Source organism: Spirosoma flavus (assembly GCF_054778555.1).
This window is the reverse complement of sequence record NZ_BAAGZL010000001.1, coordinates 1,874,965-1,894,789: the sequence shown is the minus strand read 5'-3', so window position 1 is coordinate 1,894,789 and position 19,825 is coordinate 1,874,965. Positions and strand designations below refer to the sequence as shown.

Here is a 19,825-nt window from a genome sequence, read left to right as displayed (position 1 = left end):
AGCAGCGGGTAACCATTTAGAAACATCATCACCAAATGCAATCCTGCATTTCCCTCTGCAATTCCATGAAAGCGTTTTTCTTACTTTTCTGTCTTTCTCTGACAACAGCGCTATTTGCTCAACGTAATGTAACAAAATCTGATATCCAGGGGATGGTGGTTGACTCAGTTAACGGAAAATCCTTACGGCAGGCGTCAATTTCGCTACTAACGACCCGCGATTCGAACTACGTAACGGGTACGGTTACCGATGGTGATGGTCTGTTTCAGATACGTAACGTAGCGCCAGGAAATTATCGAATACTTGTTACGTTCCTTGGCTATCGTAATGTTTCTCAATCGATTACTGTAAAGTCAGGAGAATTAATTACTGGCATGGGTATTCTGCGAATGGTTGAACAAAGTAATCAGCTTCAGGAAGTCGTTGTTCGGCAGGAAAGTGCGCCGGTGAAGGTGAAGCAGGATACGCTGGAATTTAATGCCGGATCATTTAAGACGCAGCAGAATGCCGCCGTGGAAGAATTACTCCGGAAACTGCCGGGTATGGAAGTGAGTCGTGATGGTACGGTAAAAGCCAATGGGCAAACGGTAAGTAAGGTGTTGGTTGATGGAAAGCCGTTTTTTGGTAATGATCCTAAAATGGCAACTCGAAATTTACCGGCGGATATTGTCGATAAAGTTCAACTGTACGATCAGTCATCAGATCAGTCGCAATTTTCGGGTATTGACGACGGAAATCGCGAACGTACCATTAACCTGACGCTCAAGAGAGACAAGCGAAAAGGCTATTTCGGGCAAAATTCGGTCGGCTTAGGCACCGCTCGCGATGGAGAGGCCAATCGGTATCAGGGGCGATTGAATCTGAACCGCTTCAACAAAGGAACCCAGCTTTCGCTCATTGGTCAGGCCAACAACCTCAACCAGCAAAATTTTACGTTGGGTGCTGGACCGGCACAAGGGCCAGTTTTTGTGGGAAGTCAGGAGAGCGGAGGGCCACCCGGTAGCCAAACAACTACGAATGTCATCGAAGTACGCGCAGTTGGATTGAACTACCGAGATAAGTTGGGAAAGCGGGCTGAGATCGCAACCAGCTATTTTCTCAATCAAGCTATTACCACTACTGACCAACAGAGTCGGCGTAGCAACATTTTGCCCGAACGTTCGTTCACGACCGATCAACAGCATTTTTCGCAAAACAATCAGTTAAGTCATCGATTCAATCTCCGGGTCGACTGGCAACTCGATTCAATGACCAGTCTCCGTATCGCACCTACTCTAACCTGGCAAAATACCGATTATACCAGCCAACTATCCAGTCGCTCTACGTTGCCTGGTCTGGCAGGGCAATTGAATCAATTAGTCAATACCGGCGAAACAGCCTACAGTTCGACTGGCAACGGTTTGAACGGATACAATAACTTGTTACTCATGCGTAAATTCCGACGCGAAGGACGTACCCTGTCGTTCAATTTGAATACCATACTGGCTGATGCAGAAACGAAGGCGTTGAACCAATCGATCAATACGTTTTACGATTCTACGGGTGCTAATTCCGTTTCAAACGTATTAGATCAACGGAATCGACAAACGGCTTACAACCTGCAAAACGCACTGACGCTATCGTATACCGAACCGATATCATTCACCCAAAAACTGGAGTTGCGATACGCCTATTCGACAAACAGCAACCAGGCCGACCGTCTGGTTACTGACCGAAATGAATCAACTGGAATTTACGACCGACTCAACTTACTACTGACGAACCAATTTGCCAGTACGTTTGCCAATCACCGGGTGGGTGCTACGTTCCAGACGCAACGACTACGTTATAAGTTTGCCATTGGAGCGGACATCCAGCAATCGCAATTGCAGCTTGACAATCGTTCGGTAGATACCAGCCAGCGCCGACAGTATGTCAATCTGTTGCCAAATGCCCTGTTCAGTTATACATTTTCCGGCAATCGCAACCTGCGCCTGCAATATCGAACCCGATTAAGCCCGCCTTCACTAACTCAATTGCAACCCGTTATCGATAATACTAATCCGCTCAACATTCGAATCGGGAATCCACAACTTGCGCCGGAGTTCTATAATACGATTGTTCTGTCATATAATGGTTCGACGGGTCTTGGCACTAAAAGTTTCTCACTGTTTGCCAGTTTAAATCAGAGCCATAACCGGATTGCTACGTCAACAACGGTCAGTCCGTCGGGAGTACTCACTACGCAACCCGTAAATGTGGGCGGTTTTTGGTCAGCAAACGGGTCAATGTCTATTGGGCGCACCTTACAACCTTCCAAACTGAGGCTTACTTTCTCCACCAACGTAGCACTAAGTCGGGCGCTCAGTTTCATCAACAACGAAACGAACGAAGCCCGAAACACCAGCATTGGGCAAGGGGTTCGGCTGCAATCTAATTTCAATAATGCGCTGGAATACGGAATTAGCGGCAACGTAACGTACCAAAGTGCTACGTATTCGCTGCTGCCAAAACAGAACACGGCTTTCTGGTCGCAGTACGCCACCGCCGACTTGTTCTGGAAGCTTCCGTTCCGTTTCGTGCTTACCAGCGACGTAACGTACACAGCCACTACGGGCCGGTCTGCGGGTTATAATCAGCAATTTACGCTCTGGAACGTAGCACTAGCAAAGCAGTTTTTTAAGGGAAATACGGGCGAATTACGGCTACAGGTTTTTGACGTCCTAAACCAGAATCGCAGCCTGATACGTAACACGACCGATACGTATATTGAAGACGTTCAAAGCCGGATACTACGTCGGTATCTGCTCGTCAGCTTTGTATACAACCTACGGAAGTTTGGAATATAGACTATTAACTGACATGATCGGAAGCTACATCAAAACAGCCAGACGCAACTTACTGCACAATAAGCTGTTCTCAGCCATCAATATTATTGGCCTTGCCATCAGTATGTCTGTCGGATTACTGCTGATCGCATTCGTACTCGACTTACGTTCATACGACAGGTTCCACGAGAGTGGCGGCAGCATCTATCGCATCACCAACGTAGCGACGTTCAATGGAGAGCGGGGCGGAAAGTTTGCCACTACATCGATAAAGACCGGAAAGCTTATTCGGGAGAAAGTGTCTGGCATTGAAGACGTAGCGATTATGCGCAACGATTTCTCACAGGACGCGAAGGTTGGTGACGATATTGTCCCAATAAAAGGATTTTGGGCGGAACCGTCGCTGTTTAAAATTTTTACGTTTCCACTATTGGAAGGCAATCCCGAAACGGCGCTGAAAGACCCTTACTCGATCGTTCTTACCGAAACTGCTTCCCGAAAACTCTTCGGCAGTCAATCGGCGCTTGGGAAGGCAATCACGTTCGATACACTCGCTTATAAGGTGACCGGTGTTATGAAGGACGTTCCTTTCTTTTCGCACATCCATTTCGAAGCGTTGGTATCACTGTCGACGGCCGAGCAGCTTAACAGGAACGACAAGAACTTCGAGAAATGGACAAGCATGTCGTCGAATTTTGTGTATCTCCGGCTGCCGGAGCATGCCGACGTAGCATCAATTCAATCGCAGCTCGATGCCATTGCCAGACAGGAAAATCTTGCTGAAGAGGCCACGAAAATCCAGCTTGAGCTGTTGCCTTTATACAAGATCGTGGTTGGAGAAGGGTTCCGTCCCTCTGAGGGTGGTCCTGGATCAGTAGGTCCCCATATGTCTCCCCGGGTGCTTTGGATACTCGGCGGGCTTGCTCTCATTGTGATCTTGTCGGCTTGTTTCAACTATACCAATCTGTCGATGGCACGAGCCATACGTCGCTTCAAGGAAATTGGTATTCGCAAAGCCATCGGTGCTGAAAAAGGCCAGATACGGCAACAATTTCTGGCGGAATCAATCATGATTTCGCTGTCAGCCCTTGTTCTTTCCTTTCTCATCTTTCTCCTATTGCGACCGTTGCTGATAAGTCTGGCGCCGGAGATGCAGCAAACCGTGAAGCTCGACCTAACGCCAGCGATGATTATAACCTTCGTCCTCTTTGCCCTCCTGGTAGGCGTTACTGCTGGTTTCATGCCGGCTCTGTTCTTTGCGAAAATCAGCGCAATCAGTGCACTCAGGAATGTTTCCACTCCGGCGTACCGGTCCGTGAAAGTATTCAAACACCTGACTCTTCGGCGCACTTTGGTGGTGGTTCAATATACGCTCACACTGATCTTTATTACGACGACTGCTATTGGCTACGTACAGTACAAAAATATACTAGCGTTTGATCTGGGATTTAACACCGCAAACATCCTGAATATCAATATGCAGGGTAATAAACCGGATGCGTTTGTCAAGAAATTGAGTGAGATGCCGGAAGTGACCGCCCTTTCCCGGTCATTGATCGTCACCAGCGTTGGAAATGCATGGGGCGGCTATATGAAATACAACGATTCGCGCGACTCGGTACTGGTCTTGACTAACAACGTCGACGAGAATTACCTGGCTGTGCATGACTACAAGCTTATTGCTGGGGGTAATTTCAAAGCGCGCCCAACAACAACCGCAGCCGTGCGGGAAGTAATTGTTAATCAGCAGGTTTTAAAGCGATTTAATATAGGCAACAACGATCCTGAGAAAGCAATCGGGAAAGAGATCATATTCCGCAATTTCGGTGGAACACGCAAAATGACCATTGTTGGCGTCATGAAAGACTTTCACTATGGTAAGGTCGATAACCTCATCGGTCCGGTAGCGTTCATGCACTGGACTCCCGAAGATAGAGCCGTGATTAACGCCAAAATACAAAGTACGGACATGCTGGCAACCAGAACCAAGATTGAGTCGGCCTGGAAGGAAATTGATCGGGTTCATCCCTTTCAGGCGGAATTCTATGACGAAGCCATCGAAGAGGCATACAGCGAGTTTTCCACGCTAATCAAGATCATTGGCTTTCTTTCGTTCCTCGCTATTTCGATCGCATCGATGGGCTTATTTGGCATGGTAGCCTACACAACCGAAACCCGGCTGAAGGAAATAAGCGTCCGCAAAGTGATGGGAGCAAGTACGGGCAGCCTGATCTATTTATTAAGTCGCGGTTTTCTCGTACAACTATCCGTATCGGCGCTCATCGCCTTACCAGTTACGTACCTTTTCTTCGAAAAAGTTCTACTCACCCGTTTTCCATATCATGCACCCGTGCAGATAGCCGAGTTATTCATTGGCTTGCTGGCGGTATTGCTGATTGCCTTCGTCATGATCGGATCGCAGACATTGAAAGCCGCGAAGACTAATCCAGTAGAAGTTCTGAAGAGTGAATAGGGTTGCTGGTTAGTCTAATACCGTCAATACCATATTGGAAACATACAAATCACTGATTTGCGTTCTAATTTTTAACGTACTTTCGGCATTATAATCCTTTGCCGAATATGTCTCCTACCTCTACTGTATCTTCCTCTAACTCACTACGTCCTCTTTTTGCGTTGCCCGTCATTGTAGCTGCGCTAGGTTATTTCGTCGATGTATATGATCTGCTGCTATTCAATATCGTCCGCGTTCCAAGTTTAAAAGATTTAGATTTGTCGGAAGCTGACATTTCATTAGTTGGCGGACGAATTCTCAATTTTCAGCAAGCTGGCCTGTTACTTGGCGGCATTTTATGGGGAATTCTGGGCGATAAACGGGGCAGGCTTTCGGTGCTTTTTGGGAGTATCATTACGTATTCATTGGCCAATATTGCCTGCGGTTTCGCTCATAATCCCGAACTCTATGCCTGGCTGCGGTTTGTAGCTGGCTTTGGCTTGGCAGGTGAATTAGGCGCGGGCATTACGTTGGTGAGTGAAATTTTACCACCTCGACTGAGAGGTTATGGATCATCGCTGGTTGCCAGCGTGGGCTTGCTAGGGGCTGTTGTGGCTTACTTTACCGTTTCACTTTTTGACTGGCGGATCACCTATTTCATTGGCGGAGGACTTGGTTTAGGGTTACTATTGTTACGTGTCAGCGTGCTCGAATCAGGTATGTTCAAGCGGGTGCAACAGACAGGCGTATCGCGTGGAAATTTCTGGGCGTTGTTTCGCGGGAAGGAGCAAACGCTACGTTACCTGCGCTGCATGGGTATTGCTATTCCAACGTATCTGGTTATCGGTATTCTCGCTACGTTCAGCAATGAATTCGGTAAAGCCATTGGCGTTCAGGAGTCTATTCCACCCGGCCGGGCCGTTATGTTTACCTACATCGGCATTGTAGCGGGTGATTTATTCAGTGGATTTTTAAGTCATTGGCTACAGTCTCGTCGGAAAGCAGTCGGGCTGATGATGAGCTTTACGCTCCTGTGTATTGTCGTTTATCTGTTCGGTGGTATCACGTCGGCCACTACGTTCTATATTGTTCTGATGGTCATGGGTTTTGGTACTGGCTACATTGCTATGTTCCTGACCATAACAGCCGAAAGCTACGGCACCAACCTGCGGGCTACGGCCACTACGTCGGTTGCCAACAACGTGCGGGCCACTACGTTACTTACTATTCCCGCTTTTCAGGCTATGAAACCCTCGTTTGGCGTCATTCAATCAGCGGCTATCGTTGCGCTAATTTGTTTCGCACTCGGCTACTGGGCGCTGGCCACGATGGAAGAAACGTTTGGAAAAGAATTGGATTATAGTGAGTAATATTAACAAACTAACATCTTTGCGATTTATAGTTAAAAATCAGTGTGCGTTATATAAAACTCAACTTTTACTACTCATCTTTTATGAGTCCTATACCTTCTACTCGCGTCGTTGTCTACAGCTGTTTATTGACTATTGGTCTATTGACATCCTGCCAACCGAAGGCTGAACTAACACCTGTTCCACAGTCGCCCACCGATCCAGCGCCAACGAAAACCTATAAGGATTTTCAACCGATTGCTCAGTCAGTTATTTTACCAACCACTATTGACTATCATGATGATGAGGGAGCGCTAAAGCATTTGATCTACCGCTCAACCTTTACGTACGATAATCAAAACAGACTACAAAATATTACTGATCAGCTGACGGATTGGCCGGGTAGCGAAAGTTCAACCTGGGTACGTTTCACTCATACTGATAATCGGGTGACGGGCATCGATTTAAAAGCTATCTCGGTGAATTATGATGCACGCGACTATACCGAAGAGAATAAACCAGCCCGTTTTGAATTAACGTATTCAGATCAGAATGTACAGGCTAGACTCCTGATTGGGGGTAAGGAAGTTCAGAAAACTTCGCTTACGCTCGATGAGCGAGGCCTCCCCGTGAAAAGCAGTTTCAAAATATTATTTTTTGATGACAAAGGGAACATTGATTTTATCGCGAAATCAAAGCTATACCCTTCGATCGGTACGGAAATCATTGAACAGCGTTATGATGCTAATCGGGCCGTGCTCAGTCAGATTCGGGAAATGCAGCTTCTAGACGGTTTATTAGCCTCAGTTAACCGGTTCGTTCCTTCAAGTGGTTTATCAGGATTAGGTAGCAGCCTGAGTAATAATAATTTAACTTATACGAAACGTAAGAATTGCGATCCTAAATATGGATGCCGTGAAATAGATGAACCACATATTCAGGCCGTAACCGTGAATGAGCAGGGTTTTCCTACGCAGTTAATTTGCAGTATGGGCGCACTCGGGAACTATGAGTTTACCGTTGCTTACAAGCAGGTGAAAAATTAGATCACAATGTGCTTGCTACGTATCTATCTAGGCTGAGAGGAATCGCGCTTTTGCCAGTGATAGGCTGCCAGTGAATTCCTCCAGAAATACTTTTCGGCGACAGTTCGCCCTTTCGCCGAAAAGTACTCTTTAACCAGATTCAGTCCGCGATCAAAAGGCAGCCATTGATCACTGTTAGGCCAATCGCTGCCATATAGCAACCGGTCTTCGCCAAACGTAGCATACAGCATATCCAGCCGCTCCCGGTAGAAACTTAGATTCTGCGGAATTTTACCGTCTACCCGACGTAGCACTTCTGAAATCTTTACATAAATCTGGGGGCGTTTTCCCATCTCCCGTAAATCCGCTTCGTAACTCTTCAGTGCATTTGCGTCTTTTGGAAGAACCATTTGCGGAAGGTGATCGATGATTACCCGCAGCGCTGGCACCTGATCGGTGATACGTATCACAGCAGCAAGTAGTGCCGGGTTTGGATTGGCCGTATCGAGTACTAGCCCCGACTGGGCAAGAAGTTTTAGATCCGAAATAAATTTGGGGTTTGTCGATTGGCGAGAAAGATCATGGCCTTCCCAAAGGTTTCCATAACGAATGCCGCGAAATAGCGGATTTCGCTGAAAGCGTTCGAGTTGTCGACGGAATTCTGGTTTGCCCGGCTCAAGATTGCCTACCGTTCCAACAATAATTTTATCCTTTTGAGCCACATCGAGCACCCACTGGTTGTCTTCAAGCCAGGGGCTGGCTTCTACGACAATTGCGCCCACTACGCCAAGAGGTACTGCGATTTTACGATAGCGATCTGGAAGGGCTGGCTTGTAAAGTACAGTATCTTTTGGTGTTGGCCACGGCACACCTTGTGGGCGAGACGTATCGAACAAATGAATATGTGTGTCAATTATCGGGATGGCAGCTACTTCCTTCCAGCTCACTAACGGGGCCGTCACGGAAGCACCTGCGGTCAGGGCGAGAAAATGTCTGCGGTTCATGGCCTGAAATTAGTGATTCCAACGCAACTTCAAGAGGTTCCCTTTCTTTGCCAAATGCCAGTCTACGTCCTTTTCTCGAGCGGCCCACATATCGATCAGGCAAAATAGCATCAAAAGTTTTTTACGATTTCTAAATAATTTTTCAGCTACGCAAAAAGGCTGCGTAGGAGCTCTAAATCTTTGTATCGTCAAGTTTACCAAAACACCGACGACCATGAAATTCATTCAGATTGCCGCACCATTTTTCCAGCGTAACGTAACGAAAACCGTCAACCACGAAGGAGCTAAAGCCTATGCGTTAACTCCTGAGGCTGAGTTATATACAGCCGTGGTTACAACCATGCTGAACGATACGTTCTACGAGAACGCTGATGATCGGTTAGCGCGCATTCAGGCGTTAATCAGTAAGGTTGATCCGGTGTTTGTCGCTAAACTGGCGGTGTATGTTCGGGAGCGTATGTACCTGCGTTCGGCACCGGTTATGCTGTTAGGCGAGCTTGCCAAAGTGCACAACGGCGATGGGCTGGTCGGACAAGCCGTTGGACGTACCATCCAGCGTCCTGACGAAATTACGGAGTTGCTGGCGTACTATCAGCTAACGAACCAACGTACTGGAACTAAGAAACTTAACCGCATCTCGAAGCAGTTGCAGCGGGGATTATCCACAGCGTTCAACAAATTTGACGAGTACCAATTTGCCAAATACAACCGGGATACCGCCGTTAAACTTCGCGACGCTTTGTTTCTGGTACACCCAAAAGCAAAAGACGAAAGCCAGCAGACTATTTTTAACAAAATGGTGACTGGTACGTTGGAAACGCCCTATACCTGGGAAACGGAATTAAGTGCGCTCGGAAAGATTCGCTTCGAGGACGTAGCAGCGAAAGAAGCGGCAGTACGTACCAAGTGGGAGGAACTGATCGACAGTGGACGATTGGGGTACATGGCTATGCTACGTAATCTGCGCAACATGCTCGAAGCAGGTGTCAGCGGAAAGCACGTAGAGAAAGTCTGTGTCATACTTGCCAGCGAAAAAGCAGTCCAGAACGCAAAACAATTGCCTTTCCGATTTCTAGCGGCCTACCGCGAAATCAAGGAGCTTTCTTTTGGTCATGTTCCGGTACTCATCGACGCGCTGGAAAAAGCAGTTACTGCAAGCGTGGCAAACCTGCGCGGTTTTAGCGCCGACACCAACGTAGTGATTGCCTGCGACGTATCAGGGTCGATGCAGATGCCGGTTTCGCCCCGAAGCAAAGTGTTATTTTACGACATTGGGCTATTGCTGGGAATGCTGTTGCAATCTAAATGTCGGAACGTAGTGAGCGGGATGTTTGGTGCTCGCTGGCAGACCGTTACGTTGCCCTCCAGATCGGTCTTAGCCAACGTAGGTGAATTTTACCGTCGTGCAGGCGAAGTGGGGTATTCAACCAACGGTTACCTGGTTATCGACGACCTGATTCGGCGCCGGTACAAAGCCGATAAAGTAATGTTATTTACCGATCTGCAATTGTGGAACAGCTTTGCAGTACATCAGAATACAGCAATGAATATTCAGGTGAAATGGCTACAGTATAAAAGCCTGTTTCCGGATGCCCGCCTGTATTTGTTCGATCTGGCTGGCCATGGCAACACACCGCTACGTATCGAGAAAAACGATGTGTATCTGATTGCAGGTTGGTCGGATAAAATTTTCGACGTATTGCAGGCCATCGAAGAAGGCCAAACGACGCTAAGCGCCATTGAACAAATTGTGCTTTGATATAACCCACTACGTTCGTATTTACTCAAGAACGTAGTGGGACACTAAACAGGATGGCGTAGAGATGGGTTACTTCGCACGATATGGGGGAATCATGTGGCTTCCTACGTGAAGCGAGATGATCCGGTTCGAATCCGGCCAGCGATGCCCCGCTCCCATTTCGCTAGTTACTCCTGTTTTGATTTTACGCAGGTGCCGTAGAGAAGAATTACTTCGATTGGTTGAAAGCTCGCAAGAGTAAGTTAGGTTCGAGTCCTAGACTCTTTTCGATTGTTGCCCTGTATGACATTAGCAAGTGCCGTAGAATAGAGTTACTTCGACTATAACCGGGCGGACGCTGGTTCGAATCCAGCCATCGGAAATCAACTTCCGGTGTAGCTCAGGGGTAGAGCACCTACGTACTCTTTTCGTTTGTTGCCTTGCTATATATCAATACAAAACCGGTGTCGTAGAGCAGAAATACTTCGTGCCCCGTCTGGAGGTGATGGTCAAAACCATCTCATTGCTTACGCAGTGATAGTTCAACACAGCTAGAACGCCAGAGTGAAGTCTGCTCGCCCGTTACCCGGTTTTGTTTTTTTAGGAGGACATAGCAGCCTTTTACAAGTTCGGGCGTTTATCGAACCAGGGCTTTTCCTGCTCCAGTTGTCCTGCCAGACGGAATAACGTAGCTTCGTCGCCGAGTTTGGCCGCGAACATGACACCGATTGGCAACCCATCCGACGACCAGTGCAGCGGCACCGACATAGATGGCTGACCAGTCATATTGGTAATCACTGTAAACGAAATATATCCCAACGACCGCTCGGCCAAATCAGTGACAGTTTTACTTCCATTCAGGTATTTCAGACCGCCGAGTGAATCGACCAATTTTAGCAAACGCTGTTCGGAAGCTGTATTCTGGAATGTACCGATCGTAATAGGCGGACGGGGTAGCGTAGGCGTCAGAAACACGTCATACGTTTCGTGAAGCTGCCCCATGGCGCGGTTGAGGGTATTCCAGCGACGTTTCTGAAACGCTACGTCGGCCGCCGAAAAACCTTCTGCCAGCCGAGCCTGCGCCCACGTATTTAACTCTACGTCGCTACGTCGGACCGGGCGCCCTAAATACTGCCCTATTTCACGTAACACGCCCGCCGTTTCACTCAATACGTTCAGAAAAAACGCTTCAGTAACGATAGTTTTCTCATACGGCAAAGGTACTTCTTCCACCGTATGGCCTAACTTTTCGAGTAACGTAACAGCCTCCTGAACAGCTTTCACACAGTCAGGATGAGTCGGTTGTGATTCAATCAGCGCCTGCGTCGAGAATGCAATACGTAGTTTACCCGGCTCACGGCCCACTTCGTCTTTAAAAGGCCGTTCGGGTGTAGCAATGCCGTATGGATCACCAGCCAATGGACCAGCAATCGTATCAAGCAAACTCGCACTATCGCGCACGCTACGTGTGACAGCCAATCCCGTAACAGCCCCATTCCAGAGTTCGCCATAACGCGGCCCCAACGTAACACGTCCGCGCGACGGCTTCATCCCGAACAGGCCACAGCAAGCCGCCGGAATCCGAATGGAACCTCCCCCATCGGTAGCTGTAGCCGCCGGAACAATGCCTGCTGCCACCGCTGCCGCCGATCCCCCACTCGACCCACCCGGCGAATGCGCTACGTTCCAGGGATTACGAGCCGGTCCGTATAGTTTGGATTCGGTATAAGGCGTCAGGCCAAATTCAGGCGTATTGGTCTTCCCGAAGAACACAAGCCCGGCAGCTTTTAGTCGTTTAATAACTTCACTATCAGACGTAGAAACGTAATTCTGATAAGCAGCACTACCCGATTTCATGGGCGTCCCTTCCCATTCCATTTCCAAATCTTTCAGCAAAAATGGTACGCCACGAAAAGCGCCCGTTTTGGGAAGATGCTTCGCCATTTCCCGACCTTTACCATACAAAGGCGTAACAATCGCATTGAGCTGCGGATTGACCACTTCGGCGCGGGCAATGGCGGTTTCCAATAATTCGTCAGGCGTAACGTCTCCTTTCTGAACCAGTTCGGCCAGAGCGGTAGCATCGTGTTTAACGTATTCGTCGAAAGACAGCGTTTTAGAATTGGCGGTTTGCATACAGTCAATACGTTCAAAAGTTATTGTTTATTGGGGCGCTACGGCGACGCCAATTTTAGAATCCGCCGTGCCATAATACAGAAACCATTTCCCTTTGTAAGGTACCAATCCCTCCAGAAAACAAACCTGATTGACCTGACCGTGAATCTCATACGGCTGGTCGGGCTTAATGAAATACGTTTCGGAGCGATCAATCAATTTAGCTGGGTCCTGCGCATCGAATAGCAGTTGACCGCCGGCATAAGCACCCTCGGGCAGATTCACATCGCCGTTTTTAGCGTCGTTCATTCCATTGTAAATCAGCAGAATACCTTTTGACGTCAGGATAGCCATCGGCCCCGGTTCTAGCAATCGATAATCGTGCTTTCCTTTACGGAATTCAGCCGCTGGTAACAAATTGCCATCTTGCGTTTCCACCGGATTCCAATGTAATAAGTCGTCGGAAGTGGCCAGACGAAGCTGCGGTTTATCACCCCAATACATCCAGTATTTTCCGTTGATTTTCTGCGCAACAAACCGATTTCCAACACGTTTACAAACGATTGCGCCCGATTTAGACCAGCTATTTCGATACTTTCCATTCGCCGATTCACCAAACGCCAGCCCCTGTTTTTGCCAATCGGTCAGGTTAGTCGACGTAGCTACGCAAAGCCGGGCAATCTTGCCATCGTAAGCGGTATACGTCAACACATACACGCCATTTGGACTCTCGACAAGCCGCGGATCTTCGCAACCTCCCTCCCACTCATACGTTTTCATGGGATCGTTGTTTGGGTAAAAAACTGGCTGGGGCTGGCGCTTAAAATGAATGCCATCATCGCTGATTGCCAGGCCTAATCGCGACGTACCACCGACCCGGCGAACCGTATCTTCGGCCCGATACAGCATGTAAACTTTGTCATTACGTACCACCGCCGTCGGATTATATACGTCTTTTTCCTCCCAACGTACCGTTTCGTTACGTACCGGACAATTGAACGTAGTACTGGTCTTTGCGTCTAAAATTGGGTTATGTGCATTTTCTTTTTGAAAAGGACCTAGCATCCAGGGCTTTTCAGGTTTCGATTGGGCCCATAAGAAGCCTGGAAGCAGAATGAGTAGCAGTAATCGGTTGGGCATGATTGACGAAACAAGGGCTTTCGTAGCAAAAGCAAAATGTCACTGGATGCTAACTACATCTTTGGCAAGTTCCGCCTGACAAGGGCCTAAAAAGCCAGTGTTACGTACTGATTTTATGGAATTTATAACCACTACTGCATTCTGGGGTTGTTACGTTATGGGAGCCCCTATTAACAAAACAACGTAGCATGCATCGTACTTTGACGATTTCATTACCTTCAGAACGTACCATTCTGCTAATCGATCAACTTAAGCCTTTAGACGCAATAATTAGTATTTCCGTTCAAAGAAACGGGTCAGTCAAACCTCCCGGCGACGTAGTGATTCTTCAGGTTCTCAACAAAGGCGTCGATGAATCGCTACGTCAAATTGCCACCGTTTGCAAGGGCGAACCATACTCTATTGCCACCGCTGAACAAGCTAGTTTTATTGATCCAAAACAGGATGAACTTATCGAGAAAGATATAGACGAGGCCATTTGGGAAGAAATGGAAACCGGTCTGCGTCACCAGTCGAGGGTAACCAGTAATTACCTGGCACTGATGGCCTTAGGCGGAGTCATGTCGGCAGTTGGCTTGGTATCGGAGCCGGTTCCGCAGGTTGTAGCGTTTATTGCTGCGTCAATTGTTGCGCCCGGCTTTGAACCCATCGCCAAAATCCCCTTAGGACTTGTTCTACGGAATCCGCACACTATAAAAAGGGGCTTGTGGTCGTTTGTGTCAGGTTACGGCGTTTTGATTCTAGCCGCAGCACTAAGCTTCGCACTTTTACAATGGATGAACGTAACAGACGCAGCAGAACTTGCTCAAAATCAGGCTGTAGAAATGATGTCGCATCCATCCACAAAAGATATTATTGTATCCATTTGCGGTACGTTGTCTGGCGCGCTGATTGTTGCTTCGTATCGACGTAGCATCATTGCCGGTGCCCTGATTGCGATGGTCATTATCTCTGCAGCCGCCATGATTGGTGCGGCCTTAGCCTGCGGTCAGTGGGAGCTGGCCATCGAAGGAGCCGAACGATTCTGTCTTGACGTAGCGTTTATCATCGGCTCCTGCCTCCTTGTTTTTACAGCAAAGCAGCACTTTTTACACAAGAGAAAGCCCATTGTTTAGGCGTATTGAGTGACGCGGTTAAGGCCCAAACAGGCTCCGGCTGTTTGAGCCGAAGGCTAAGTTATAGTTACGTTTAGCCGCTTTGCGGATCAAACAGCCGGAGCCTGTTTGGGCCTTAATCACGTCATTCTATTTGGCCACTACGTTCTTTCCGGCTTTTTCTTCCGGCACCAGCTCCGCAGTTTCTTCAACCGGAGGTTCGGTCAACGTAGCACCAAACCATAAGGCACGCTGCTGACGTGAATTTGTTACGTTAGCAGAAGGCTCTTCCAGTTCAAGTAACCGGATGCCGCCTGGATGATCGGCAGTGGGTTCTTCATAAACGATCTGCAAACCAACCCAGGCCAGGTATTCGTTCAGTTTCGTTTCGAGCGGCTGATTACCAAAAATACAGAGGTCATAGTACCAGTCGAGCGATTCACCTGCTACGTCCTCGGTGATGGCCCGATAATCGTCCAGCGTATACCCGACAAAAGGCTTCCCGAAACGCTGCCACATCTGTAACATTACGTCATCCAGCGAACGAGCGTGGTTAGTCAGTCGACGAATGTGCAAATCCAGAATTAGCGCAGCAATGGCTCCCTTATGGTAAACCGAAACTTTCCGATCAGGAACACCTTTGTCGTACCCATCGAGCCACAAATCCCAGGATGATTCGACCAATGACTGGAACGCCCGGCCATTATTTTCGAAATGGCGTTTGAAAAGTACCTGCAACTCTTTTAGATACGCTTCGTCGGTAAAAACTTCGGATCGCCGAAGCATTAAATCGCCGTAATACGTTGTTACACCTTCGGCCACAAAACAGGTCGGGAAGTAATTTTCCTTCGTGAAGTCGTATGGCAGCAACTCGGTTGGGCGAATTCGAATGATGTTCCAGGCATGAAACAACTCATGCGACGATACGCCTAGCAGGTCATTATAGAGTCCCTCTCCTTCGTCGTTCGGGCCAAGCACCAGCACCGTCGAATTGCGGTGTTCGACGCCATGGTAATACGGCACTGTGAGCACCAATGTTAGGAAATGGTACGTCTTTTCAGGGAATTCGCCGTAGAGTTCGAGTTGCTTTTGAGTAAAGCGGCTAAAATCATTTACCAGTCGTTCGGCGTCGTAAACCGGCGTATCATCACTCCGCCAGCCGCCATAAATCCAAACGTTAAACGGAATCTCGTTTACTACGTATTGGATGTGCTGCAACGCTGGTGAAGCAATCAGTGGACAATCAACTAGCTCATAAAAATCGGAAGCTTGTAACGTTTTTGGATCAGTTTGCTCCAGACCACAAGCAATTGTCCAGCCGTCGGGAATAGCGAGTTCGAGCGTACAAGGCTCATCGATACGTCCTTCCGCGTAAAGGCAAAGATTCACTGGATTCACGTATAGCAACGTATCACCAATAAAGCTGCTGCCAGCATTCAGCGGATGGAGCGTTGGCAGTATGGCGTAATAATTATAATGGGCCACCAACGTAGTAGCGCCGTTCATCTGCACCCGCCAGCGATCTTTCGTAATTTTCTGAAAACGTAGTGGGTTTCCATCGCCATCAAACACCTCGAACCGCTGGATATTTTTCGCAAACTGCTGTAACTCATAACGTCCCGGTCGCCAGGCGGGTAATTGCAACTCAATTTCCGACGTAGTAATATCCGTTAACTGGGCTTCGACGGCAATATAATTCGGCAAAAAAGGATCAGCAGACAGGCGATAATGCATGATAAGAGGATAACGTAGTTCTGGTAAAGTAATGTCCGAAGATACCAAATGGTTTTTATAAACGCAGGCTTGGTAAACTGCTACGATTCAGCTATCTTTGCGGACTCATTTTGGAAACAACGATTTTAGGCAGAGATATATCATGAAAAGAACGTTCCAACCATCGAACCGGAAGCGTAAAAACAAACACGGGTTCCGTGAGCGGATGTCAACCGCTAATGGCCGTAAAGTACTGGCACGTCGTCGGGCCAAAGGCCGCTGGAAACTAACCGTTTCTGACGAGAAAAAAGGCGAAAGATTTAAAATTTAAAAGTTATAGAGTTGTAAAGTTATAGAGTTGTAAAGTGGCTAGCGCAGAAGCAATTCATATGCGCCAGCCACTTTACAACTCTATAACTTTACAACTCTATAACTCACGATTCCAATGCTGCAAACCTTTTCCAAATCTGAACGGCTTTGCAGCAAAAAAATCATCGGAGAATTATTCAAAAAAGGTAGTTCGTCTGTTAAGACGTTCTACCTTTTTCCGTTTAGGGTACTCTATCTTCCTCAACCCGACTTATCTTCTGAAAGCAACGTTTCGCTGCCCGCTATTGTCATTACCGTACCGAAGCGAACGTTCAAACGGGCCGTTGATCGAAACCTAATTCGTCGGCGCGTCCGTGAAGCTTATCGGCTTAATAAACAGCTATTTAGCCAAGATTTAGCAGCACCCACTTCGCCCGGACCAGCGTACGTTGCCTTTTTGTATACCGCCAAACAAATTATTTCGTTTGAAGAAATAGAAAAAGGTATGAAATTAGTAATACAGAAAAGTCGTCAGTCGACAGTCAACAGTCGTTAGCATACCAACGGCAGTTCTTTTGACTAATGACCATTGGCTATCGACTCTTACTATCGACTCATCTATGCGCTTCCCTAAACGATTTACGCTCCTGACCTCGTCTGCCCTCATTGCGGGTGGCATTGGCTTCTTTTCGTTCAAAAATGACGACCGGTTTTTCGAAATCGCCCGCAACCTCGACATCTATGCTACGTTATTCAAGGAATTGAATCTGTACTACGTCGATGAGGTGAATCCGAACCGCATGGTGAAGACCAGCATCGACGCCATGCTGAAGGCACTTGACCCCTACACCAACTTCTTCGCCGAAGACGAAATCGAAGATTATATGACCATGACCACCGGCCGCTACAATGGCATTGGGGCGCTCATTGGTCAGCGGCAGGGTAAAAGCATTGTGCTTATGGTGTATGAAGGAACACCCGCCGAAAAATCGGGCTTACAGATTGGCGACGAGGTCATTAAGATTGACGGAGTTACGTTGAAAAACGTGAAAGACGCCGATCCCGGTAAATTGCTGAAGGGGCAGAATAATACGGCGGTGAAATTGACGGTGCAACGCTACGGCCAGAAAGCTCCGCTTGACCTTAGCGTTACGCGTGACGTAGTGAAAATGACCAACGTACCGTATTACGGCATGATTACGGAAGATGTTGGTTACATTGATCTAAAAGACTTTACAGCCACGGCCTCCCGGGAAGTTCGCACGGCGTTTCAGGAATTGAAGGGAAAAGGCATGAAAAAGCTTATTCTCGACGTTCGTGAAAACCCAGGTGGGCTGCTGAATATGGCTATTGATATCTCGAATATTTTCATTCCGAAAGATTCAGAGGTTGTTACGACGAAAGGCAAAGTGACGGAGTGGAATAAAACATACACCGCGCTTAATCCTCCCCTTGATCTGGAAATGCCGATGGTTGTTTTGACCAATAATCACAGTGCATCGGCGGCAGAAATCGTTTCGGGCGTTATTCAGGATTACGACCGGGGCGTTCTTATTGGTCAGCGGACTTATGGCAAAGGACTCGTGCAGACCACGCGTGAGCTGTCGTTCAATACAAAGCTGAAAATCACGACGGCTAAATATTATATCCCAAGTGGCCGCTGCATTCAGGCTATCGACTATAGCCACCGCAACCCCGACGGCAGTGTTGGTAAAATTCCTGATTCGCTGAAAACGGCTTTCAAAACCAAAGCCGGACGCGTAGTTTATGACGGTGGCGGTGTACTACCCGACGTAGTGATTGAAGCCCAAACGCCTACACCTATTGCGCTGAGTCTGACCAACAAAGGCCACATTTTCGACTACGCGGTCAAGTATCGTCACGAGCATCCGACCATTAAACCAGCTCGTGAATTTAAACTTACCGACGCCGAATATCAGGACTTTACGAAATGGGTAGCGGATAAGGAATATGATTACACAACGCAGGTTGAAAAAGATTTGAGCACGCTGGAAGCGTCGGCGAAGAAAGAAAAGTACTTCGACCAGATTCAGGATCAGTTGAAGTCGCTGAAAACGAAGATGTCGCACAGCAAAGATGCCGATCTCAATACGTTCAAGTCGGAAATCAAAACGCTGCTTGAACAGGAAATTGCGGGTAATTACTATCTGCAACGTGGCCTGAAAGAATCGTCCTTCTCGACCGACCCCGAAATGAAAGCCGCCCTCGACCTCTTCAAAGATATGGGCCGGTATAATTCCATTCTGAAAGAAAATAAGAAGTGATACGAAATGAACGATGAGTTGGCTGACGCACCTATTGTATGGATGCGTCAGCCAACTCATCGTTCATTTCGTATCACTCATTACCTATGTCTTTACTGCTTTCCCTCGATACGTCGACAACAGTTTGTTCGGTGGCTTTGCACCGCGATGGTACGTTATTAGGTAGTTATGAATTGTTTACGGAGCGCACGTCGGCGGCTATGCTTACTACGCTCATTAACAACGTAGTACAGCAAACTGGACACGAACTTCATCAATTAGATGCCATCGCTGTAGCTAAGGGTCCGGGTTCTTACACAGGTCTACGTATTGGCGTTTCTACGGCGAAGGGACTGTGTTTTGCGCTCGACAAACCGCTGATAGCTATCAATACGTTAGCAGCTATGACGGAGCAGGTTCGTCATTTTTTCCCTGACAATTACACACTCTGTCCCATGCTTGACGCTCGTCGGATGGAGGTTTATCGTGCCTTTTATGACCAGCAAGGACGGGAGTTAGACGTAACATCGGCTGAGATTATCGACGAGAATTCATTTCATAGCTGGCTTACTTCTAGAACAGTTGTGTTTTTTGGTGATGGTGCCGCCAAATGCAAACATCTGCTGGACAAATCTTCAAACGCGCTCTTTCCGGACGTAGTGATTCAGCCTTCGGCTAAGACAGTCGGCAAACTTGCTACATTGGCCTTCGCTCAAGGGCAATTTGAGGATGTTGCTACGTTCGAACCGTTCTATCTGAAGGATTTCATGACTACCCAACCTCGGAAATCGATTGTTTAGTCACGAATTTGCATT

The 19,825-nt window shown here is 47.8% G+C and carries 14 protein-coding genes; 10 read left to right on the top strand and 4 right to left on the bottom strand.

Translation table 11 applies throughout. The features are described 5' to 3' along the window. The first annotated feature begins 65 nt into the window (after positions 1–65). The 4 genes from ACYVF1_RS07360 to ACYVF1_RS07345 all read left to right on the top strand — a co-directional run bounded on the left by ACYVF1_RS07360 (position 66) and on the right by ACYVF1_RS07345 (position 7,654). Complete coding sequence (locus ACYVF1_RS07360) at positions 66–2,828, top strand: outer membrane beta-barrel protein (protein WP_461077104.1); 2,763 nt, start codon at positions 66–68, stop codon at positions 2,826–2,828. 13 nt (positions 2,829–2,841) lie between these two features. Further along, positions 2,842–5,280: an ABC transporter permease gene (locus ACYVF1_RS07355; protein ID WP_461077102.1), complete on the top strand. Its 2,439-nt coding sequence runs from the start codon at positions 2,842–2,844 to the stop codon at positions 5,278–5,280. A 107-nt stretch (positions 5,281–5,387) separates the two neighbouring features. Then, positions 5,388–6,629 (top strand): MFS transporter, encoded by a 1,242-nt coding sequence (locus tag ACYVF1_RS07350; RefSeq protein ID WP_461077100.1) that lies wholly within the window; start codon positions 5,388–5,390, stop codon positions 6,627–6,629. A gap of 83 nt (positions 6,630–6,712) precedes the next feature. Next, the gene (locus ACYVF1_RS07345) at positions 6,713–7,654 is read left to right on the top strand and encodes a hypothetical protein (RefSeq protein ID WP_461077098.1); all 942 of its coding nucleotides are present in this window, start codon (positions 6,713–6,715) and stop codon (positions 7,652–7,654) included. A 23-nt stretch (positions 7,655–7,677) separates the two neighbouring features. Here ACYVF1_RS07345 and ACYVF1_RS07340 read toward each other — a convergent pair whose 3' ends face one another. Beyond that, positions 7,678–8,637, bottom strand: a complete 960-nt coding sequence (locus ACYVF1_RS07340; protein ID WP_461077096.1) for an amidohydrolase family protein — start codon at positions 8,635–8,637, stop codon at positions 7,678–7,680. A 214-nt stretch (positions 8,638–8,851) separates the two neighbouring features. Between ACYVF1_RS07340 and ACYVF1_RS07335 the strand changes: the two genes are divergently transcribed. Beyond that, entirely contained in the window at positions 8,852–10,396 is a 1,545-nt protein-coding gene (locus tag ACYVF1_RS07335; RefSeq protein ID WP_461077094.1) for a TROVE domain-containing protein, read from the top strand. Between the two features lie 600 nt (positions 10,397–10,996). Here the strand turns inward: ACYVF1_RS07335 and ACYVF1_RS07330 are convergent. Then, complete coding sequence (locus ACYVF1_RS07330) at positions 10,997–12,511, bottom strand: amidase (protein WP_461077092.1); 1,515 nt, start codon at positions 12,509–12,511, stop codon at positions 10,997–10,999. Between the two features lie 27 nt (positions 12,512–12,538). Next, positions 12,539–13,630, bottom strand: a complete 1,092-nt coding sequence (locus tag ACYVF1_RS07325; RefSeq protein WP_461077090.1) for a glycoside hydrolase family 130 protein — start codon at positions 13,628–13,630, stop codon at positions 12,539–12,541. 188 nt (positions 13,631–13,818) lie between these two features. Between ACYVF1_RS07325 and ACYVF1_RS07320 the strand changes: the two genes are divergently transcribed. Beyond that, entirely contained in the window at positions 13,819–14,745 is a 927-nt protein-coding gene (locus tag ACYVF1_RS07320; protein WP_461077088.1) for a DUF389 domain-containing protein, read from the top strand. Between the two features lie 129 nt (positions 14,746–14,874). On the opposite strand, the gene ACYVF1_RS07315 is transcribed toward ACYVF1_RS07320, so the two are convergent. Continuing rightward, a complete protein-coding gene (locus ACYVF1_RS07315; protein ID WP_461077086.1) occupies positions 14,875–16,458 on the bottom strand; it encodes a M61 family metallopeptidase in 1,584 nt (527 codons plus the stop codon). 142 nt (positions 16,459–16,600) lie between these two features. Here ACYVF1_RS07315 and rpmH point away from each other — a divergent pair, with 142 nt between their 5' ends. From rpmH to tsaB, 4 genes are all read left to right on the top strand, one after another. Continuing rightward, positions 16,601–16,768 carry a 50S ribosomal protein L34 gene (gene rpmH, locus ACYVF1_RS07310; protein ID WP_461077084.1) on the top strand — a complete coding sequence of 56 codons (168 nt, stop codon included), beginning with the start codon at positions 16,601–16,603 and terminating at the stop codon, positions 16,766–16,768. Positions 16,769–16,882: 114 nt separating this feature from the next. Further along, a complete protein-coding gene (locus ACYVF1_RS07305; protein WP_461077082.1) occupies positions 16,883–17,302 on the top strand; it encodes a ribonuclease P protein component in 420 nt (139 codons plus the stop codon). 64 nt (positions 17,303–17,366) lie between these two features. Continuing rightward, positions 17,367–19,031, top strand: a complete 1,665-nt coding sequence (locus tag ACYVF1_RS07300; RefSeq protein ID WP_461077080.1) for a S41 family peptidase — start codon at positions 17,367–17,369, stop codon at positions 19,029–19,031. Positions 19,032–19,117: 86 nt separating this feature from the next. Then, entirely contained in the window at positions 19,118–19,810 is a 693-nt protein-coding gene (gene tsaB / locus ACYVF1_RS07295) for a tRNA (adenosine(37)-N6)-threonylcarbamoyltransferase complex dimerization subunit type 1 TsaB (protein ID WP_461077078.1), read from the top strand. Positions 19,811–19,825 lie beyond the last annotated feature (15 nt).

Excerpts from the sequence above, each read along its gene's own strand:
- ACYVF1_RS07335 (WP_461077094.1), top strand. The coding sequence starts at position 8,852 with ATGAAATTCATTCAGATTGCCGCACCATTTTTCCAGCGTAACGTAACG.
- ACYVF1_RS07305 (WP_461077082.1), top strand. The coding sequence starts at position 16,883 with ATGCTGCAAACCTTTTCCAAATCTGAACGGCTTTGCAGCAAAAAAATC.
- ACYVF1_RS07345 (WP_461077098.1), top strand. The coding sequence starts at position 6,713 with ATGAGTCCTATACCTTCTACTCGCGTCGTTGTCTACAGCTGTTTATTG.
- ACYVF1_RS07355 (WP_461077102.1), top strand. The coding sequence starts at position 2,842 with ATGATCGGAAGCTACATCAAAACAGCCAGACGCAACTTACTGCACAAT.
- ACYVF1_RS07325 (WP_461077090.1), bottom strand. The coding sequence starts at position 13,630 with ATGCCCAACCGATTACTGCTACTCATTCTGCTTCCAGGCTTCTTATGG.
- rpmH (WP_461077084.1), top strand. The coding sequence starts at position 16,601 with ATGAAAAGAACGTTCCAACCATCGAACCGGAAGCGTAAAAACAAACAC.
- ACYVF1_RS07300 (WP_461077080.1), top strand. The coding sequence starts at position 17,367 with ATGCGCTTCCCTAAACGATTTACGCTCCTGACCTCGTCTGCCCTCATT.
- ACYVF1_RS07340 (WP_461077096.1), bottom strand. The coding sequence starts at position 8,637 with ATGAACCGCAGACATTTTCTCGCCCTGACCGCAGGTGCTTCCGTGACG.
- ACYVF1_RS07330 (WP_461077092.1), bottom strand. The coding sequence starts at position 12,511 with ATGCAAACCGCCAATTCTAAAACGCTGTCTTTCGACGAATACGTTAAA.
- ACYVF1_RS07360 (WP_461077104.1), top strand. The coding sequence starts at position 66 with ATGAAAGCGTTTTTCTTACTTTTCTGTCTTTCTCTGACAACAGCGCTA.
- ACYVF1_RS07320 (WP_461077088.1), top strand. The coding sequence starts at position 13,819 with ATGCATCGTACTTTGACGATTTCATTACCTTCAGAACGTACCATTCTG.
- ACYVF1_RS07315 (WP_461077086.1), bottom strand. The coding sequence starts at position 16,458 with ATGCATTATCGCCTGTCTGCTGATCCTTTTTTGCCGAATTATATTGCC.
- ACYVF1_RS07350 (WP_461077100.1), top strand. The coding sequence starts at position 5,388 with ATGTCTCCTACCTCTACTGTATCTTCCTCTAACTCACTACGTCCTCTT.
- tsaB (WP_461077078.1), top strand. The coding sequence starts at position 19,118 with ATGTCTTTACTGCTTTCCCTCGATACGTCGACAACAGTTTGTTCGGTG.